The sequence below is a fragment of the Streptomyces sp. NPDC003023 genome (assembly GCF_042888225.1).
Lineage (GTDB): Bacteria > Actinomycetota > Actinomycetes > Streptomycetales > Streptomycetaceae > Streptomyces.
Genome location: NZ_JBIAPL010000010.1, coordinates 1 through 13877, shown reverse-complemented (window position 1 = coordinate 13877; position 13877 = coordinate 1). Strand labels below are relative to the sequence as shown.

Sequence of the window (13877 nt, the reverse complement as noted above, 5' to 3'; positions counted from 1 at the left end):
GGTCACTCCACGAAGCTGTACGGGGGCAGTGGACCGTTGACCTGCAACCGCAGTTGCGGATTCGCCCGCTGGAACTCCCCGGCGGCCTTCAGGAAGTCCTCCGCCCGCTCCAGTGCCACCAGGTACGACAGGTTCGCCACCCGGCCGGAGTCCTCGGGACCGGGTGCCGAGTCCACGGCCGCGTCCACCAGCGCCCGGTGCACCTCCGCGCGGTCCAGCTCCTCGCGGTGGCGCACGCCCGCCGCGATCAGCTCACCGAGCCTGAGCCTGTCCTCGTGACTGCCACCGCCGGCGGCCTTCTGCGCGATGCCCATGGAACGCAGATCGGGATCATCGGCGAGGACCCGGTGCAGCACCGCCTCCTCGTCGTGGTCGGCCTTCACGTTGAACTCCGCCTTGCCCTCGACCGCGTCGAGCCGCTCGAGGTAGTGCGCCTCCCGCTCCGCCAGTACGGAGAAGACCGCGTCGTCGTCGGGGGACACGCCGCCGAACCGCAGAGGCAGCACCGGCCCCGCTGCGCCGGCCTCCGTCAGCACGTTCTGATGTGCGACGAGGTCCCTGCGCTTGGGCCTGAGATCCTCCGGAGCGTCACTGACCAGGGCCGCGATCCGGCCCTGACTCAGCACACGGACCGGCCGTGGCGGGTCACCGACCCCGTCGGGCCGGGAAACCTGCTGGAGGCCGGCGGAGTTCCGGGTGATTCCGTAGACGTACGTGCTCAACTCTGCTCCTCCTTCCGGCGGGAGCCGCTGCTTCGCCCGGCCCGCGGCCGGGACTCCTTCTCCTCGTCCTCGTCGTGCCTGCCGCCGAATGCGTCGGAGATGCTCTGCGCGGCTCCGGCGAGGGCGCCCTTGGACTTGCCGCGGGCGCCCGACTCGGTCATCTCGCCGACGAGTTCCGGCAGGCCCGGGTCCTTGCGGTTCCCCGCCTCCAGATCGAGACGGTTGCATGCCTCCGCGAACCGCAGATAGGTGTCGACGCTCGCGACGACGACACGTACATCGATCTTCAGGATCTCGATGCCCACCAGCGAGACGCGTACGAAGGCGTCGATCACGAGCCCCCGGTCGAGTACCAGCTCCAGTACGTCGTACAGGCCGGTGCTGCCGCGGCTGCCCGCGCTTTGCTGTGCCGGGACAACGGTCATTGGTGTGATGCCCTCCATGTCTGAAGCCGTGTGCGGCGTCCGGCCGGCTCGGTGGCCGGCGGGTGCGAGAGGCCGGGCCGGTGCCCGGTCTCAGGAGGACGGGCGGTCGGCCCGCCCGCGCTCGTAACGCCGCGTCCGCCGGTAGGAAGTCAGTTCGCCGTCCGTGTCGACCTCGACCTCGTAGGAGGCGAGGAGACTTGATGTGTCGGGGACGCGGGCCAGCTCGAGTACTTCCACCACGAGCCGCCACCCGTCGTCCGTCCGGGCGAACGACGACACTGTTTCCGCGTCCATCCCCGTCAGTTCGGCGAGTTGGGCCCGCGTCGTGCGGAGCACCTCCACCGATCGGAGGGGCCTGTTGCCCCGGTCCGGGGCCGGACTCCGCTTCTCGTTCTTCTCGTCGTCGGCGTCGTTCTCTTCGATGTGCGCGTTCTCCGAAGTACGTTCCATAGTTGCCTCGGCACAGCGGGTATCCGGCCCCGGCGTCGCCAAACCCCAGTGGGGTGAACCGTTCCGGTGCTCACTGTGCGGGAGGCCGGGGATCCGCGCCGTCCCGTTCCTCGTCGGTCCAGGTGCTGGTGTCACGAGGTTGCACGTACGGTTCCTCGTCGGCCGGGAACCCGCCGACGACCGCCCGCTCGCGGGACAGTTCGGCATCGAACTCCAGGCCCAGCAGGATCGCCAGATTGGTGATCCACAGCCACACCAGGAAGATGATGACGCCGGCGATCGTGCCGTACGTCTTGTTGTACGAGCCGAAGTTGGCCACATACAGCGCGAAGCCCGCAGAGGCGAGCAGCCAGATGACGACGGCGACGGCACTGCCCGGGGTCACCCACCTGAAGCCCCGTCCCTTCGCGTTCGGCGACGCCCAGTAGAGGATCGCGATCATGATGATCACGAGCACCACGAGAAGCGGCCACTTGGCGATCGACCACACGGTCATGGCCGTGTCACCCATGCCGAGCGCCGTGCCGACCTGCCGGGCGAGACCACCGGTGAACACGACGATCAGCGCGCTCGCGCACGCGAGGATCATCAGCGCCAAGGTCAGGACCAGCCGCAGCGGCAGCACCTTCCACACCGGCCGGCCCTCCGGGATGTCGTAGACGGCGTTGGACGTGCGGATGAAGGCCGCGACATACCCGGAGGCCGACCACACGGCCGCGAGCAGGCCGACGATCGCCAGAACGGAGCCCGTGCCGCCCCGGCCCTGCAACTGCTCCACGGCGTCGGTGATCACATCGCGCGCGGCACCGGGCGCGAGCTTCTGGATGTTGTCCAGGATCTCCTTGGTCGCCGACTCGCCCGCGATGCCCAGGAGCGAGACGAGGACGAGCAGCGCCGGGAACAGCGAGAGCACCCCGTAATAGGTGAGCGCCGCGGCACGGTCCGCGAGCTCGTCGCCTTTGAACTCTTTGACCGTCCGTCGCAGGACCGCCCGCCACGACTTCTTCGGCAGGTCCGTCGGTCCGTCCGGTGCGGGCTCGTCAGCTGCAGGCCCGCCTGCTTCTGTCTTCTCTGTGCGTCCCATGACGGAGCGGGTATCCGCTGCTGCTCCGGTTTGAACCGCCCCCGCGGAAGCATGTGCCTGACATGGGGAGAATCCCGGGGTTTCGTAGCTTTTGAGAGTTTCAATGATTTTTATCCTGATATGCGGCAATGCGATGTCCGAGCAGGGGTACCCGCACCAGAACAAGATCCGCATCGTCTGACGCTGGAGGAGTTTTGAGCGACATCGACGGCCCCGACCGCAGGGACCAGAACAAGACCGCGGCAGCATCGAGCGCAGTGCAGGAGAAGGCGGCGCAGGGCGCGGAGGTGGTCACCGAGCAGGCCTCCAGCGTGGCGGGCACCGCCAAGAGGCAGGCGGCGGGCGTGGCCGGCGAGGCACGCTCCCAGGCCAAGGATCTGGCGGGCCAGGTGCGTGTCCAGCTCCACGACCAGGCGCAGTCCCAGACCAACAGTCTGGCCGCCAACCTCCACAGGGTGTCCGACGACCTGATGGAGATGAGCAGAGCGGCCCGATCGGGATCCGGCGCGGCCGGAGTGGTCCGCCAGATCGCCGACGGCGGAGGGCGAGTGGCCACCCGCCTGGAGACCCGGGGCCCCGACGGGCTGATCAGCGACCTTCAGGACTTCGCGAGGCGCAAGCCAGGCGTCTTCCTGGCAGGCGCGGCTCTCGCCGGGTTCGCCGTCGCGCGCGCCGGCAAGGGCGTCAGCGCCGCCGGATCCGGCGGCAGCGACCGAGACGCGATCGGACGCGACGACGGCACGGGCGCCTACGGGGCCGACGGCGGCACGGCCCGCCTCGCGCCCGCCGGAACGGGCACGGCGGAGACCCGCCCGCAGCCGTCCCGCGCCGGGTACGGGCAACCGGACCCGCTCGAGAAGTACGGCCAGTCGCAGCCACCGCACTACACGCCGGGCCACGAACGGGACACCGGCCCGGCCGAGACGCACACCCCGCCCGCGTACCCCCGCAGCCGGGACCAGGACAGGTACCCGCCGACACAAGGGAGCTGAGCCGTGGCCACCGTCTACACCGATCACGCACCACCGGCGGCGAAACACCGCAGGCTGACAGCCCGCGGTGAGACAGGCAGGCCCGTCGAGCCCTCGGCCGTCGTCCGACGACCGGGCGAGGAACCCTCGGTCGGTGAGCTGGTGAGCGAGATCAGCAAGGACCTCTCGCTGCTGGTCCGCGAGGAGATCGAACTGGCCAAGGCAGAGATCAAGGAGGAGACGACGAAGGCGGGCAAGGCCGCGGGCATGCTCGCCGGCGCGGGCTACGCAGGGCACCTCGTGCTCCTGCTCGGCAGCCTGACCGTCGTCTTCGCCCTCGCCAACGTCATGGACTGGGCGTGGGCGGCACTCATCGTGACCGGCGTCTGGGCCCTGGTGGGCGCGGTTCTCTTCATGCGCGGCCGCAAGCAGATGCGGGACGTGAACCTCAAACCCGAACAGACCGTGGAGACCCTGAAGGAGGACGCCCGATGGGTACGCAACCCGACGAGCTGAGGAGCGAAGTGGAACACACGAGGGCCCACCTGGCCCGCAACGTGGACCTCCTCGCCGACAGGATGGCGCCCCGCAGGATCGCCCGCCGCAAAGCCGATTCGGCGCAGCACCGACTCAGGGGGATCAAGGAGCATGTGATGGGCTCGGCCAAGGACACCGGAAGCAACCTGTCCTCCAAGGCGCACGACGTGGCGGACAGCGCAGGACAGAGCGCAGAGACCGTCGGCGGGATGGCGAAGGACACCGCGGGCAAGGCCAGGGACAGCGCGGGCCGGCTCGGCAGCGCCGCTCACCAGGCACCTGCCAGGGTCAGGGAACGGACCGAGGGCAGCCCGCTCGCGGCAGGCGTCGTCGCGTTCGGCGCGGGCATGCTGGCAGCCGCGTTCCTGCCTCCCTCCAAGGCCGAGGAACGCGTCGGCGAGCAGCTGCGAGAGCACTCCGACGAACTCCTCCAGCCGGTCAAGCAGAGCGCCCACGACGTGCAGGAAGGGCTGCGCGGGCCGGCGAACCAGGCCATGGAGGCGGTCAGGACCGCCGCGCAGGACGCGGCTCAGACCACAAAGGAAGAGGCCCGGGGCGCCGGGCAGGACACCGCTCAGGGCCTGCGGGCAGTGGGCAGGGACGAGACCCAGCGACGCGAGCCGTAGTCGTAGTCGTACACAGGTCCGTCCCCGAGGGCACTCGTACGGAACGGCCGGCCTCCGTCGTCGATCCGTACGGTGCCCGACCTGCCGCCGCTGGACCACCGCAGCTGCAGATACCAGTCGCAGTCGCACGCGACGGTCCGACCGGTGACCAGCAGCACCTCCGGGTCCGTGACCGAGACCCGGTAGGGGAACGACACCGCCGGGATCGGTTCACCGGCGTCGTTGCCCGCCACGGATCGGGCCACCGGGCGCGACGTGTCGAGATCCACGTCGAACAGCCGCGGCGTCAGCGATCCGCCGCAGCCCGAACTCATGCGGTACGTTCCGAGTCCCTGCGGACTCTGCCGGGCCGCCACGCGAACCTGGAGCGATTCGAGCACCACCGCCTGCGATCCCTTGCCCTGCAAGGTGATCCGCACCCGGGTCTCGCCCCCGTGCACGGCTCCGAACGACCGGGCCCACTGCTCGGCGTCGGCCGCCACGGGCGGCGGCGCCACCTCGGCGGGGGACCGGTCGACGAGGTACGAGTGGGCACAGCCGTCCCGCCAGACATGATCGTCCGTGACCCAGGTGAACGGCACCGCCCCCGCCGCCGCACCGGGGGAGTTCGATCCTGGGAGACCGCTCGAAGCGGTGTCTGACGAAGGTCCGTCCGCCTTCGCCGCACCGGGAGCGCGAGGGGAGGTGCGGGACGGCGTGGGAGCCGATGAGGGGGGCGCCGCAGGGGGTGCGTGCTCCGCCGACGGGACCGGCACCGGGCCGCCGCCATCAGTGCCCGTCGCCGTGCGCTTCCCGCCCGAGGTGAGCGTGAACCCGCCGAAACCGAGAACGAGGGCGATGGCTGCGACGACCGAGGTCAGGGCGGCGACGTAGGCGCGACGACGAGCGGGGGCGGGGGTGAGGGGGACGGTGTGAGGCCGCCCGGCGGAGCGCGTGCCGGGACCGTCACCCCCTTGTTCCTCCACTGCGACTTCGGTGCCGCCGCTGCCTGTGCCGCTGCCGACGCCGTCGGCCACATGCGCTTCGGCGGCCGTGTCCGCCGAAGCGCCCGCCGCCCGCTCCTGACGCGCGCCGCGCTCCGCGTCGGCCAGGACCCAGAGCCGGTGCAGGTCGACCAGTTCCTCGCCCCGGCACCCGCAGAGCCGGGCCAGCCGCTCGACCGGCGCGAAGTCCATCGGAACAGTGCGACCCGAGCAGTACCGGTGCAGCGTCGACGCACCGACTCCCACCCGACGCGCCAGCGACTCGTAGGTCCGGCCGGAACCCTCCCGCAGCTCGCGCACCTTGTCGGCGAATGCCCTCGCCGCGTCGTCCATCGGCGCTTCCACCCCACCGCTCCTCCGTGCCGCCCGTTTCAGGAGGCGTTTCACCCCGCTCAACAAAGCCCACGTCAATGGGGGTGGAATGGTTCCACCTTTCCCGAGGGGGCGGCGTTCCTTGCAAGTGCCCTGTGCCTCACCCACTCTGGCGGTCGTTCAGCAAAAGCCCTACCTGGGGGAAGTGCCTTCATGAAGCAGATCCGCTCCGTCGCGGTGGTCGCCGCCGTCCTGGCCGTCACCGGCGCGTCACTCACCGCGGCCACCGTCACCGCCTCGGCCGCTCCAGCGCCGGCGTTCCTCTCGGCAGCCCAACTGCCCGCCTCGATCACCCCGTGGTACGCCGACCCGGTGCGGCAGGGACTGCCCGATTCCGGCTCGGTGTGCACTGAGGACATCGCACCCAGGTCCTCGACCCGCTACCGCGACTTCAGGACCGAACTGGACACCGGCGCCCGCCAGACGACCACGGTCATGCCCACCGCGGCCAAGGCGAAGGCGCTCGCCGCCGAGCTCCGCTCCTCGATCGCGACCTGCCTGGACCGGCTCAAGGAGCAGAACCCGGGCCTTGAGGGCGAGGCCTTCTACCACGGGTATGTCGACGTGGAGGAGGGCGCTCACATCTACAGCATCGACACCTCGTACCCCGAGGTCGGCTCCACGGACATCGCCCTCTACTCCGTCGGACGTGACGGTCGCGCGGTGACCGTCGTCGAGTGGGGCCAGATGGGAGACCTCGACGGGGCGCCCCTCACCGGCTTCAAGGAGACCACGGGTACCGCCGTCGCCAAGCTCTACTGATCCAGCAGCCGAGGGGCGCGCCGACCGCATTCGGCAGCCCCGGCCCAGGGCCGGCCCCCGCACCACGGGGGCGGGGGCCGGCCCTGCGACCCGATCGGCACGATTCCACGCGGTCACGACACGACGCTGCCCGGCTGATCGGTGGCTTCCCCGAGGGAAGCGGGCCGATCAGCCGGGCAGCGTCGAACAGGTCTACTGCGGCGGGTAGATGTCGCCGCCACCCATACTGCTCTCCTGCTCGCTCTGCGCCTGCAGTCGCTTGGCCTTCTCCTCCAGACGCTGACGCTCCTGGGGGTCCGTGGCGCGTTCCGCGGCCTGCTTCAGCTCCTGGGCCTTCTCACGCATCTGACGCGCTCGGCCGCCGGACTCACCTGCAACGCTCATGATCAACGCTCCTTGCGGTAATGAGGAAGAGCGGGCCCGTCCAGCCAACCAGGGCCGCGCCGCAAGCGCATCCGGAAGCGTCACCCATCGTGACCGCCACACCCGGGCGGCGCCTCCATCGGACGATGATTCCCCATTACGTGATCAGCCTCCGCTCGGGACTCGGGGCGTACGGGTCCCGAACAGCCGACGAAGCGGAGGACGCTGCTGCCTGGCAGCCGAAACTTCCGCGTAGAGCAACCAGGTGGGTGAATCGGGGTGTCTGCATCCGGCAACTCACCCCGAGCCACCACAAGATCAACTATTGCCAGTCATCTGTGCCACCCAGCAGTTCGACCAGGCCCAACCCCGGGTCGTCGGCTTCAGCCGACCACCGGTCGTAGGTGGCCTCCCACAGGGGGGCCACCTGGAGCAGCCCCGAGAGCCGGTAGCGGTGAACGAATGGGGGTTGTCCCGGTTGGCGAACGATGATGCGCCGGCTCAGCAGGCCGCTTCGGTGACGGATCTCCGTCTGGGCTGTCACGACGGTGGACCAGTCGCCGATTCGGAGAACTCGTTGGCCGTCCACGTCGCGTACCTCTGCGCACAGGCATCCGAGTTGTCCTGACCAGAGAACCTCCGACGCATCCGACCTCGTGCCTGGCATTCGACACCCCCTTCAGGACTCGCAGACCAACCGGCCTCCCACACGGGGGACATGCCGGCTGAGCGTGAACAGAAACCCGAATCCTGTTGTCGGACAGAGCCTAATACTCCAGCTGTAGATCGTGATCTCCATGTCTGGGATGCGACTTGCCGCCGGTGGTGACTGGTGCGTGATCGTGCCCGGTGGCGGCGGCGCCAGTCGGACCAGGCGAGCCGGTGAACGGCGTCGCGGACGGGCCGGACGACGAGTGCGATGAACAGGCGGCAGATCTCGTTGCAGGACAGCGGGATCAGGTCGTCCGGTGCGGGTCGGTGTGCGTGTTCGTCGGCGCGGACGACGGCGAGGAAGGCGTGGGCGAGCATCGCGAGGGTGACCCAGCGGGCCCATGAGGGGTAGTGGCGGACCTGGTGCTCATCCAGCCCGGCCAGTCCCTTCTCGGTTTGGAAGGTCTCCTCCACTCGCCATTTGGAACCCGCGACCTTGACCAGGGTGGCCAAGGATGCCGGCGTGGTGGAGTGGCAGCGGTAGTAGGCGAGTTCGCCGGTGCTGTGGTTGCGGCGGATCAGTAGCTGGTGATGGCCCGGTGCTGCTTCGGCGAGGTCGATGACGGCCCAGTCGTAGAACCGTTGTCCCTTCGCGCCGCGTCCGGCCGAGAGCTTCTGCCAGGCCCGCTTCGGCACCTTCCGCGCCAGGGTATCGGCGCGGAACTTGCCTGCACTGGTGGGCACTTTGGTCGAGCAGGCCACCGCGAGGACATAGTTGACGCCGCGCTCCTCCAGAGCCGTGCGGAGTCTTGGGTTGCCGCCGTAGACCTCGTCCCCGGTGACCCAGCCGATGTGGTGTCCGGCGTCCAGGAATCGTTCGATCATCGTGCGGGCCAGGTCTGGCTTGGTCGCGAATGCGGTGTCCGGGCCGAGGCCGGCTGCCTGGCAGCGGTCCGGGTCACGTGTCCAGGAGCGTGGGATGTATAGCTCCCGGTCCACCGCCGTGTGCCCGCGCGTCCCGGCGTAGACGAGGTAGACCGCGACCTGGGGGTTCTCGATCCGTCCGGCCGTTCTGGTGTACTGGCGCTGGACCCCGACCGTGTGGGTGCCCTTCTTCACGTCGCCGGTCTCATCGACCCAGGACCGCGGCCTCGTCATAGAGGTGCTCGACGACGTATTCGCGCACGTCATCACGGACGCCATCGGCGTCCCAGACGGCTCGGCACAGCAGGTGCTGCGTGCCGTGCGGGCTGGCCTCCCCAGCCCATTCCGCGATCGTCCAGCAGGTTCTTGCGTGGCAGGTCCGACAGCAGGCCCAGCACCAACCGGCCGGCACCAACACGCACTACGAGCGTTCGGTGAGCAACTCCGCCAGGCGGTCGGCAAACTCGGTGAGCCAGTCCAGCCGAGGTCCACTGCGGGCGATACGAAACCCATGACGGCGACCCCAGAAAGCAGCCTGGACAGCATGGAACTGGGCCCATCGCTGGACGCGTACGCGATCGAGTTCCGCGGCCTCGGCAAAGACGTCCAGGACACGGTCGACAGCCTTGGGCAGGTCATCCGCCTCCAGAAGCGTCAGCGCGCGGGACTTCAGCAATGTGCCGCCGTCGTAAGCCGGATCTCCTGCATACCCCTTGGGGTCAACAGCCAGCCACGGCTCGCGGCTGGCACGCAGGATGTTCCGGGCATGCAGGTCGCCGTGGATCACGGTGTCCGGCTGGGCCCGACCCAGCTCCCGAACGGTCGCCACGGCAGCCTCCAGCACCTGGCGCGGCAATGCATGCGGCAGTTCCTCGGCATCCGTGCACAGCTGCTCCTCCCAGGCATCGGCCTGCTCACGCAGTCGAGGCAGACCTGGCGGTGCAGGGATGGCCAGGCGACGATTGAGCCGCCCGGCGACTGTCACCACCTCGTCGCCGTCCTCGATCTCCGCCAGGGTCGACGGCTGCACCCGCTCCAGCAGCATCGCGAACCGCGCGTCGTCGCGCTCATGCAACAGGACGGCGCCGCACCCACCCCACGCAACGAACGCATCTGGCTCATGAACGTTGCCGGGATGTGGAAACGACACCTTCAGCACGGCGCTCTCCTCAGCCCGCCGCCGTACCGGGACGATGACGCCGACGCCCCCGTGCATGACCTCTCCATCCGGCACGCACCCCCAGCGCCCCAGTAACTCCCCCACGATCCCGGGCAGCTCGGCGAGCCAAGCCGCCCCGGCATCCCCCTCGCGGTCGACAGTGCTCCGCGCGAACTCCTCTGGCATCGCGATCACCCCGGCACCCTACGCGCCAGCCCACCACAGCCACCAAGCCAAGATGGCCGCTCCCGCCGCCCGGCAAACCCCGCACTACGAAGATCACGATCTACAGCTGGAGTACTAAGACGTCGGTTCTTATGGCGGGCGGCTTGAAATGAGGTCAAGTGATCGGTTCGTCGTGGGGGGCTGCTCGGGGCACGGGACATGAAGATAGATACTCATCGACCGGACCGGGATCCCCTGGCGGTACCTGCCGCACGACTTCGCCCCGTGGGAGACCGTCTACGGCTACTTCGCCGCTTGGCAGAAGGACGCGGTCTTCGACCAGCTCAACGGACTCCTGCGGCGCCTGGTCGGGGAAGCCGAAAGCCGCGACGCCGAGCCGACCGCCTGCGTCCTGGACGCCCAGAGCATCAAGACCTCCGCGAATGTCCCGGCCGCCGGCCAAGGCATCGACGCGGGCAAGAAGATCGCAGGCCGCAAACGCCACATCGGCGTCGACACACTCGGCCTCCTCCTGGCCGTACTGGTCACCGCCGCCAGCGTCTCCGACAATGCCGGCGGCATCCACGTACTCTCGAACATCGCCGCAGACCACCCGCGTGTCACGAAGGCATGGGCCGACACGGGCTACCGCACCAAGGTCGTCGAACACGGCGCCACCCTCGGCATCGACGTCGAAGTCACCCGACGCGATCCTGCCCAGAAGGGCTTCAAGGTGATTCCGAGGCGCTGGGTCGTCGAGCGGACCTTCGGCTGGCTCATGCACCACCGCCGTCTCGCCCGCGACTACGAGACCCACCCTCACCGCTCCGAAGCCGTGATCCAGGTGGCGATGGTCGACCTCATAAGCCGACGGCTCGCCCGCGAATCGACCCGAACTGGCGCGACCCCTGAGCACACCAAGTCAGGAGGAAGAGCCCTGAACAGGGCAGTGCCAGTCAGCCGCGTCGATCGCGTTCCCCTCCACGTCGCTGAGGTGGAAGCAGTTGCCGTTGACCCACACCGTGACCGATTCGGGCCGATGGTCCACCTGGAATGGCTCGTCCCGACGCAGAGTCCCAGACCATGAACCATCCGCTGCAGGCGAGTGCGTGACCACGACCCACGTCTGCTTCGGGAGAATCTGGTGCGTCTCCGCCCAGGGCTCCACGGTCAGCTCCAACGTCGCGTCACCGCCGTTGCTGATCAGCAGCCGCGCTGTTCCCACGCTGCCCATTCCCAGCACCCCTCCTTGCCTCCACGGCCGATCCCGCACGCAGCCGCAGACCTTACGGGCCCACACGACCCGATCGTCACACACGCACGACCACCTGAAGCCGCCTTGCCGCCCGAGTTATCAAACAGCTCTGCCGGGACAAACGCTCTTTAAAGGCTGTCCAGGCGCGCGTGCCGAGCTGAAACGTCTGGTCAAGCTCGACATCCGTACCGAAGCCGATACCGGAGGCTAAACCAGGAAGCAATGGCCGGCCGGGCGCACACGCGGCGGCCCCGGTGTGCGCTTACTGCGAGGCCGCAGCGATCGAACGCCCTGGAAGGCTGCTTGACGCGGACGCATCCGGCATCTTGCGTGTGCTCGAGACCCCATGGCACTGTCATGCACGGCTCAAATGGGGCGCGTGAGCGCCCGGGGGTGATGAGCCGCACGTCCGTACCCGCTCGCAGCCTGACCACCTGTGACCGGGAGCCGACCGGAGACCCCGGGCGGCGATGCCCCGCACGACCCGAATTGCCCGCAACCCGGACAACGGAAGGTCTGGTTCATCACATGAGATCCCCCGCGCGACACCTTCGCGTGCTCATCCCCGCCGCCGCTCTGGCCGCCGGACTCCTCACCACCACACCGGCGCACGGCGCGGACCGCCCCGACGTCCGCCTTGCGCCCGTCGCCACCGCCGTCGCCGACGGCTGGATCGTGGTACTCAAGGACACGTACAAAGCCTCCGTGCGCCCGACCGCCGAAGCCCTCACCAGCGCCTACGACGGCGAACTCACCCACGTGTACGGCAATTCGGTGCGCGGCTTCGCGGCGAAGATGTCCGCCGCCCAGGCGCACCGCCTGGCCGCCGACTCCCGCGTCGCCTACGTCGAGCAGGACGCCACGGTCCGCATCAACACCACCCAGGCCAACGCCACCTGGGGCCTGGACCGCATCGACCAGCGCCAACTGCCCCTCGACAGCTCGTACACGTACAACACCACCGCTTCCAACGTCCACGTCTACGTGATCGACACCGGCATACGCGTCAGCCACAGCGAGTTCGGCGGCCGGGCCGCCATCGGCACCGACACCGTCGGCGACGGCCGGAACGGCAACGACTGCAACGGCCACGGCACCCACGTCGCCGGAACCACCGCCGGATCGACGTACGGCGTCGCCAAGGCAGCTTCCGTCGTCGGCGTGCGTGTCCTCGACTGCAACGGATCGGGTACCTGGTCCGGCGTCATCGCAGGCGTCGACTGGGTCACCGCCAACGCCGTCAAGCCGGCCGTGGCCAACATGAGCCTCGGCGGCGGCGCCAGCGACTCCGTCGACGCCGCCGTACAGAACTCCATCGCCTCCGGGGTCAGTTACGCCATCGCCGCCGGCAACGGCAACCAGGGAGGCAGGGCCCAGGACGCCTGCAGATACTCTCCCGCACGGGTCCCCGAGGCACTCACCGTCGGCGCCACCGACAAGACCGACACCAAGTCGTCCTGGTCCAACTACGGCACCTGCGTGGACCTCTTCGCACCTGGCGTCGGCATCACCTCCGCCTGGAGCACCGGCGACACCGCCACGAACACCATCAGCGGCACGTCCATGGCCACCCCGCACGTCGCCGGAGCGGCCGCTCTCTACCTGGCCGGCCACCCGACGGCCGACCCGGCCCAGGTCAGCGACGCCGTCAGCGCCAACACCACCACCGGCGTAGTCCAGAACGCCGGCAACGGCTCACCGAACAGGCTCCTGTACTCGCTGTTCTGACGCCGACCGTCACACAGCCACGGCCGCCCGGCGCTCATTGCCGGGCGGCCGTTGACGTCGGCGGCGGACCGGTTCATCGACCACCTCGGGACGCTGCTCGCGCGATGCTCGGCCTGGGCCGCTTCTTCCGGATCGCCTGCGGACCAGATGTGAGCGCCGGCGCTGTGGAGGGCCTCCGGGTGGACGGCGGTGGTCTTGTCGCAGCGGGGGCCGGACCGTGCTGCGATCATCGACGGGACGGCCGACCGCGGGTGGTGCGGCCTTGTGGGCCCCACCCGAGAAGAGTGCTCAACGAGCGGATGCCGGTACGGCGGTGAGCACGGTCGGGGGCAGTCCCAGGGCCACCAAGCGTTCGTACGAGTGCAGCACCGTGGAAGGAAGGGTGTCGTCGCTGTAGGCATCGGTGTGCGCTGTGTCGATGCCGGGGCGCAGCACGCGGAGTGCCTCGCGGTGCACAAACCTGACGTCATTGGGGCTCAGTCCGCCGGCAAGTGTGAGTTCGCGGCTTGCGCGGCCGTCCTGGCTGATCACGAGCATGACCTTCCCGTATCGCTCTCCGCGTCTGTGAAGGGCTGTCGGCTTGGCGATCTGTGGGTGGGTCAGTAGTTGGGTGGTGGGGTGGGGGTGTGTTGGTGGGGGTGGTTGAGGGCGTGGGTGAGGGTGGTGAGGTGGGGGTGGAGGGTGTTGTGGAGGTGGTTGA

14 protein-coding genes and 2 pseudogenes are annotated in these 13877 nt (G+C 69.2%); 6 read left to right on the top strand and 10 right to left on the bottom strand.

The annotated features are described in order from the left end of the window. Nucleotides 1–2: 2 nt before the first annotated feature. The 4 genes from ACFYV1_RS27385 to ACFYV1_RS27370 all read right to left on the bottom strand — a co-directional run bounded on the left by ACFYV1_RS27385 (nucleotide 3) and on the right by ACFYV1_RS27370 (nucleotide 2681). Nucleotides 3–722: a GvpL/GvpF family gas vesicle protein gene (locus ACFYV1_RS27385; protein ID WP_389398259.1), complete on the bottom strand. Its 720-nt coding sequence runs from the start codon at nucleotides 720–722 to the stop codon at nucleotides 3–5. Beyond that, a complete protein-coding gene (locus ACFYV1_RS27380; protein WP_389398258.1) occupies nucleotides 719–1147 on the bottom strand; it encodes a gas vesicle structural protein GvpA in 429 nt (142 codons plus the stop codon). Before ACFYV1_RS27380 ends, ACFYV1_RS27385 begins: the two co-directional genes overlap by 4 nt. Nucleotides 1148–1237: 90 nt before the next feature. Next, nucleotides 1238–1597: a gas vesicle protein gene (locus ACFYV1_RS27375; protein ID WP_389398257.1), complete on the bottom strand. Its 360-nt coding sequence runs from the start codon at nucleotides 1595–1597 to the stop codon at nucleotides 1238–1240. Between the two features lie 70 nt (nucleotides 1598–1667). Continuing rightward, nucleotides 1668–2681: a YihY/virulence factor BrkB family protein gene (locus ACFYV1_RS27370; protein ID WP_389398256.1), complete on the bottom strand. Its 1014-nt coding sequence runs from the start codon at nucleotides 2679–2681 to the stop codon at nucleotides 1668–1670. A 194-nt stretch (nucleotides 2682–2875) separates the two neighbouring features. Between ACFYV1_RS27370 and ACFYV1_RS27365 the strand changes: the two genes are divergently transcribed. From ACFYV1_RS27365 to ACFYV1_RS27355, 3 genes are read left to right on the top strand one after another with little or no spacing between them, the layout of a single operon-like run. Continuing rightward, nucleotides 2876–3673 carry a hypothetical protein gene (locus ACFYV1_RS27365; RefSeq protein WP_389398255.1) on the top strand — a complete coding sequence of 266 codons (798 nt, stop codon included), beginning with the start codon at nucleotides 2876–2878 and terminating at the stop codon, nucleotides 3671–3673. Nucleotides 3674–3676: 3 nt separating this feature from the next. Next, complete coding sequence (locus tag ACFYV1_RS27360; RefSeq protein WP_389398254.1) at nucleotides 3677–4168, top strand: phage holin family protein; 492 nt, start codon at nucleotides 3677–3679, stop codon at nucleotides 4166–4168. Next, the gene (locus tag ACFYV1_RS27355; protein WP_389398253.1) at nucleotides 4144–4815 is read left to right on the top strand and encodes a DUF3618 domain-containing protein; all 672 of its coding nucleotides are present in this window, start codon (nucleotides 4144–4146) and stop codon (nucleotides 4813–4815) included. Before ACFYV1_RS27360 ends, ACFYV1_RS27355 begins: the two co-directional genes overlap by 25 nt. On the opposite strand, the gene ACFYV1_RS27350 is transcribed toward ACFYV1_RS27355, so the two are convergent. Continuing rightward, nucleotides 4764–6143: a helix-turn-helix domain-containing protein gene (locus tag ACFYV1_RS27350; RefSeq protein WP_389398252.1), complete on the bottom strand. Its 1380-nt coding sequence runs from the start codon at nucleotides 6141–6143 to the stop codon at nucleotides 4764–4766. The genes ACFYV1_RS27355 and ACFYV1_RS27350 overlap by 52 nt on opposite strands. Nucleotides 6144–6323: 180 nt before the next feature. Here ACFYV1_RS27350 and ACFYV1_RS27345 point away from each other — a divergent pair, with 180 nt between their 5' ends. Then, complete coding sequence (locus ACFYV1_RS27345; RefSeq protein ID WP_389398251.1) at nucleotides 6324–6932, top strand: hypothetical protein; 609 nt, start codon at nucleotides 6324–6326, stop codon at nucleotides 6930–6932. Between the two features lie 192 nt (nucleotides 6933–7124). On the opposite strand, the gene ACFYV1_RS27340 is transcribed toward ACFYV1_RS27345, so the two are convergent. The 3 genes and pseudogenes from ACFYV1_RS27340 to ACFYV1_RS27330 all read right to left on the bottom strand — a co-directional run bounded on the left by ACFYV1_RS27340 (nucleotide 7125) and on the right by ACFYV1_RS27330 (nucleotide 10224). After that, a complete protein-coding gene (locus ACFYV1_RS27340) occupies nucleotides 7125–7316 on the bottom strand; it encodes a DUF6381 family protein (RefSeq protein WP_389398250.1) in 192 nt (63 codons plus the stop codon). A 786-nt stretch (nucleotides 7317–8102) separates the two neighbouring features. Further along, nucleotides 8103–9292 (bottom strand): annotated as a pseudogene (locus tag ACFYV1_RS27335) (IS701 family transposase); the annotation flags it as partial. Continuing rightward, complete coding sequence (locus ACFYV1_RS27330; RefSeq protein WP_389398249.1) at nucleotides 9292–10224, bottom strand: aminoglycoside phosphotransferase family protein; 933 nt, start codon at nucleotides 10222–10224, stop codon at nucleotides 9292–9294. The gene ACFYV1_RS27330 and the pseudogene ACFYV1_RS27335, both read right to left, overlap by 1 nt. A 199-nt stretch (nucleotides 10225–10423) precedes the next feature. Between ACFYV1_RS27330 and ACFYV1_RS27325 the strand changes: the two are divergent. Further along, nucleotides 10424–11106 (top strand): annotated as a pseudogene (locus ACFYV1_RS27325) (IS5 family transposase); the annotation flags it as partial. A 10-nt stretch (nucleotides 11107–11116) separates the two neighbouring features. On the opposite strand, the gene ACFYV1_RS27320 reads toward ACFYV1_RS27325, so the two are convergent. Continuing rightward, nucleotides 11117–11428 carry a hypothetical protein gene (locus tag ACFYV1_RS27320; RefSeq protein WP_389398248.1) on the bottom strand — a complete coding sequence of 104 codons (312 nt, stop codon included), beginning with the start codon at nucleotides 11426–11428 and terminating at the stop codon, nucleotides 11117–11119. Nucleotides 11429–11977: 549 nt separating this feature from the next. Between ACFYV1_RS27320 and ACFYV1_RS27315 the strand changes: the two genes are divergently transcribed. After that, nucleotides 11978–13177, top strand: coding sequence for a S8 family peptidase (locus ACFYV1_RS27315; protein ID WP_389398247.1), 1200 nt, complete (start codon nucleotides 11978–11980; stop codon nucleotides 13175–13177). A gap of 288 nt (nucleotides 13178–13465) precedes the next feature. Here ACFYV1_RS27315 and ACFYV1_RS27310 read toward each other — a convergent pair whose 3' ends face one another. After that, nucleotides 13466–13714: a hypothetical protein gene (locus ACFYV1_RS27310; RefSeq protein WP_389398246.1), complete on the bottom strand. Its 249-nt coding sequence runs from the start codon at nucleotides 13712–13714 to the stop codon at nucleotides 13466–13468. Between the last annotated feature and the right edge of the window lie 163 nt (nucleotides 13715–13877).

Coding starts and splice junctions, on each gene's coding strand:
- ACFYV1_RS27340 (WP_389398250.1), bottom strand. CDS start 7,316: ATGAGCGTTGCAGGTGAGTCCGGCGGCCGAGCGCGTCAGATGCGTGAG.
- ACFYV1_RS27355 (WP_389398253.1), top strand. CDS start 4,144: ATGGGTACGCAACCCGACGAGCTGAGGAGCGAAGTGGAACACACGAGG.
- ACFYV1_RS27315 (WP_389398247.1), top strand. CDS start 11,978: ATGAGATCCCCCGCGCGACACCTTCGCGTGCTCATCCCCGCCGCCGCT.
- ACFYV1_RS27345 (WP_389398251.1), top strand. CDS start 6,324: ATGAAGCAGATCCGCTCCGTCGCGGTGGTCGCCGCCGTCCTGGCCGTC.
- ACFYV1_RS27310 (WP_389398246.1), bottom strand. CDS start 13,714: ATGCTCGTGATCAGCCAGGACGGCCGCGCAAGCCGCGAACTCACACTT.
- ACFYV1_RS27380 (WP_389398258.1), bottom strand. CDS start 1,147: ATGACCGTTGTCCCGGCACAGCAAAGCGCGGGCAGCCGCGGCAGCACC.
- ACFYV1_RS27320 (WP_389398248.1), bottom strand. CDS start 11,428: ATGGGCAGCGTGGGAACAGCGCGGCTGCTGATCAGCAACGGCGGTGAC.
- ACFYV1_RS27375 (WP_389398257.1), bottom strand. CDS start 1,597: ATGGAACGTACTTCGGAGAACGCGCACATCGAAGAGAACGACGCCGAC.
- ACFYV1_RS27370 (WP_389398256.1), bottom strand. CDS start 2,681: ATGGGACGCACAGAGAAGACAGAAGCAGGCGGGCCTGCAGCTGACGAG.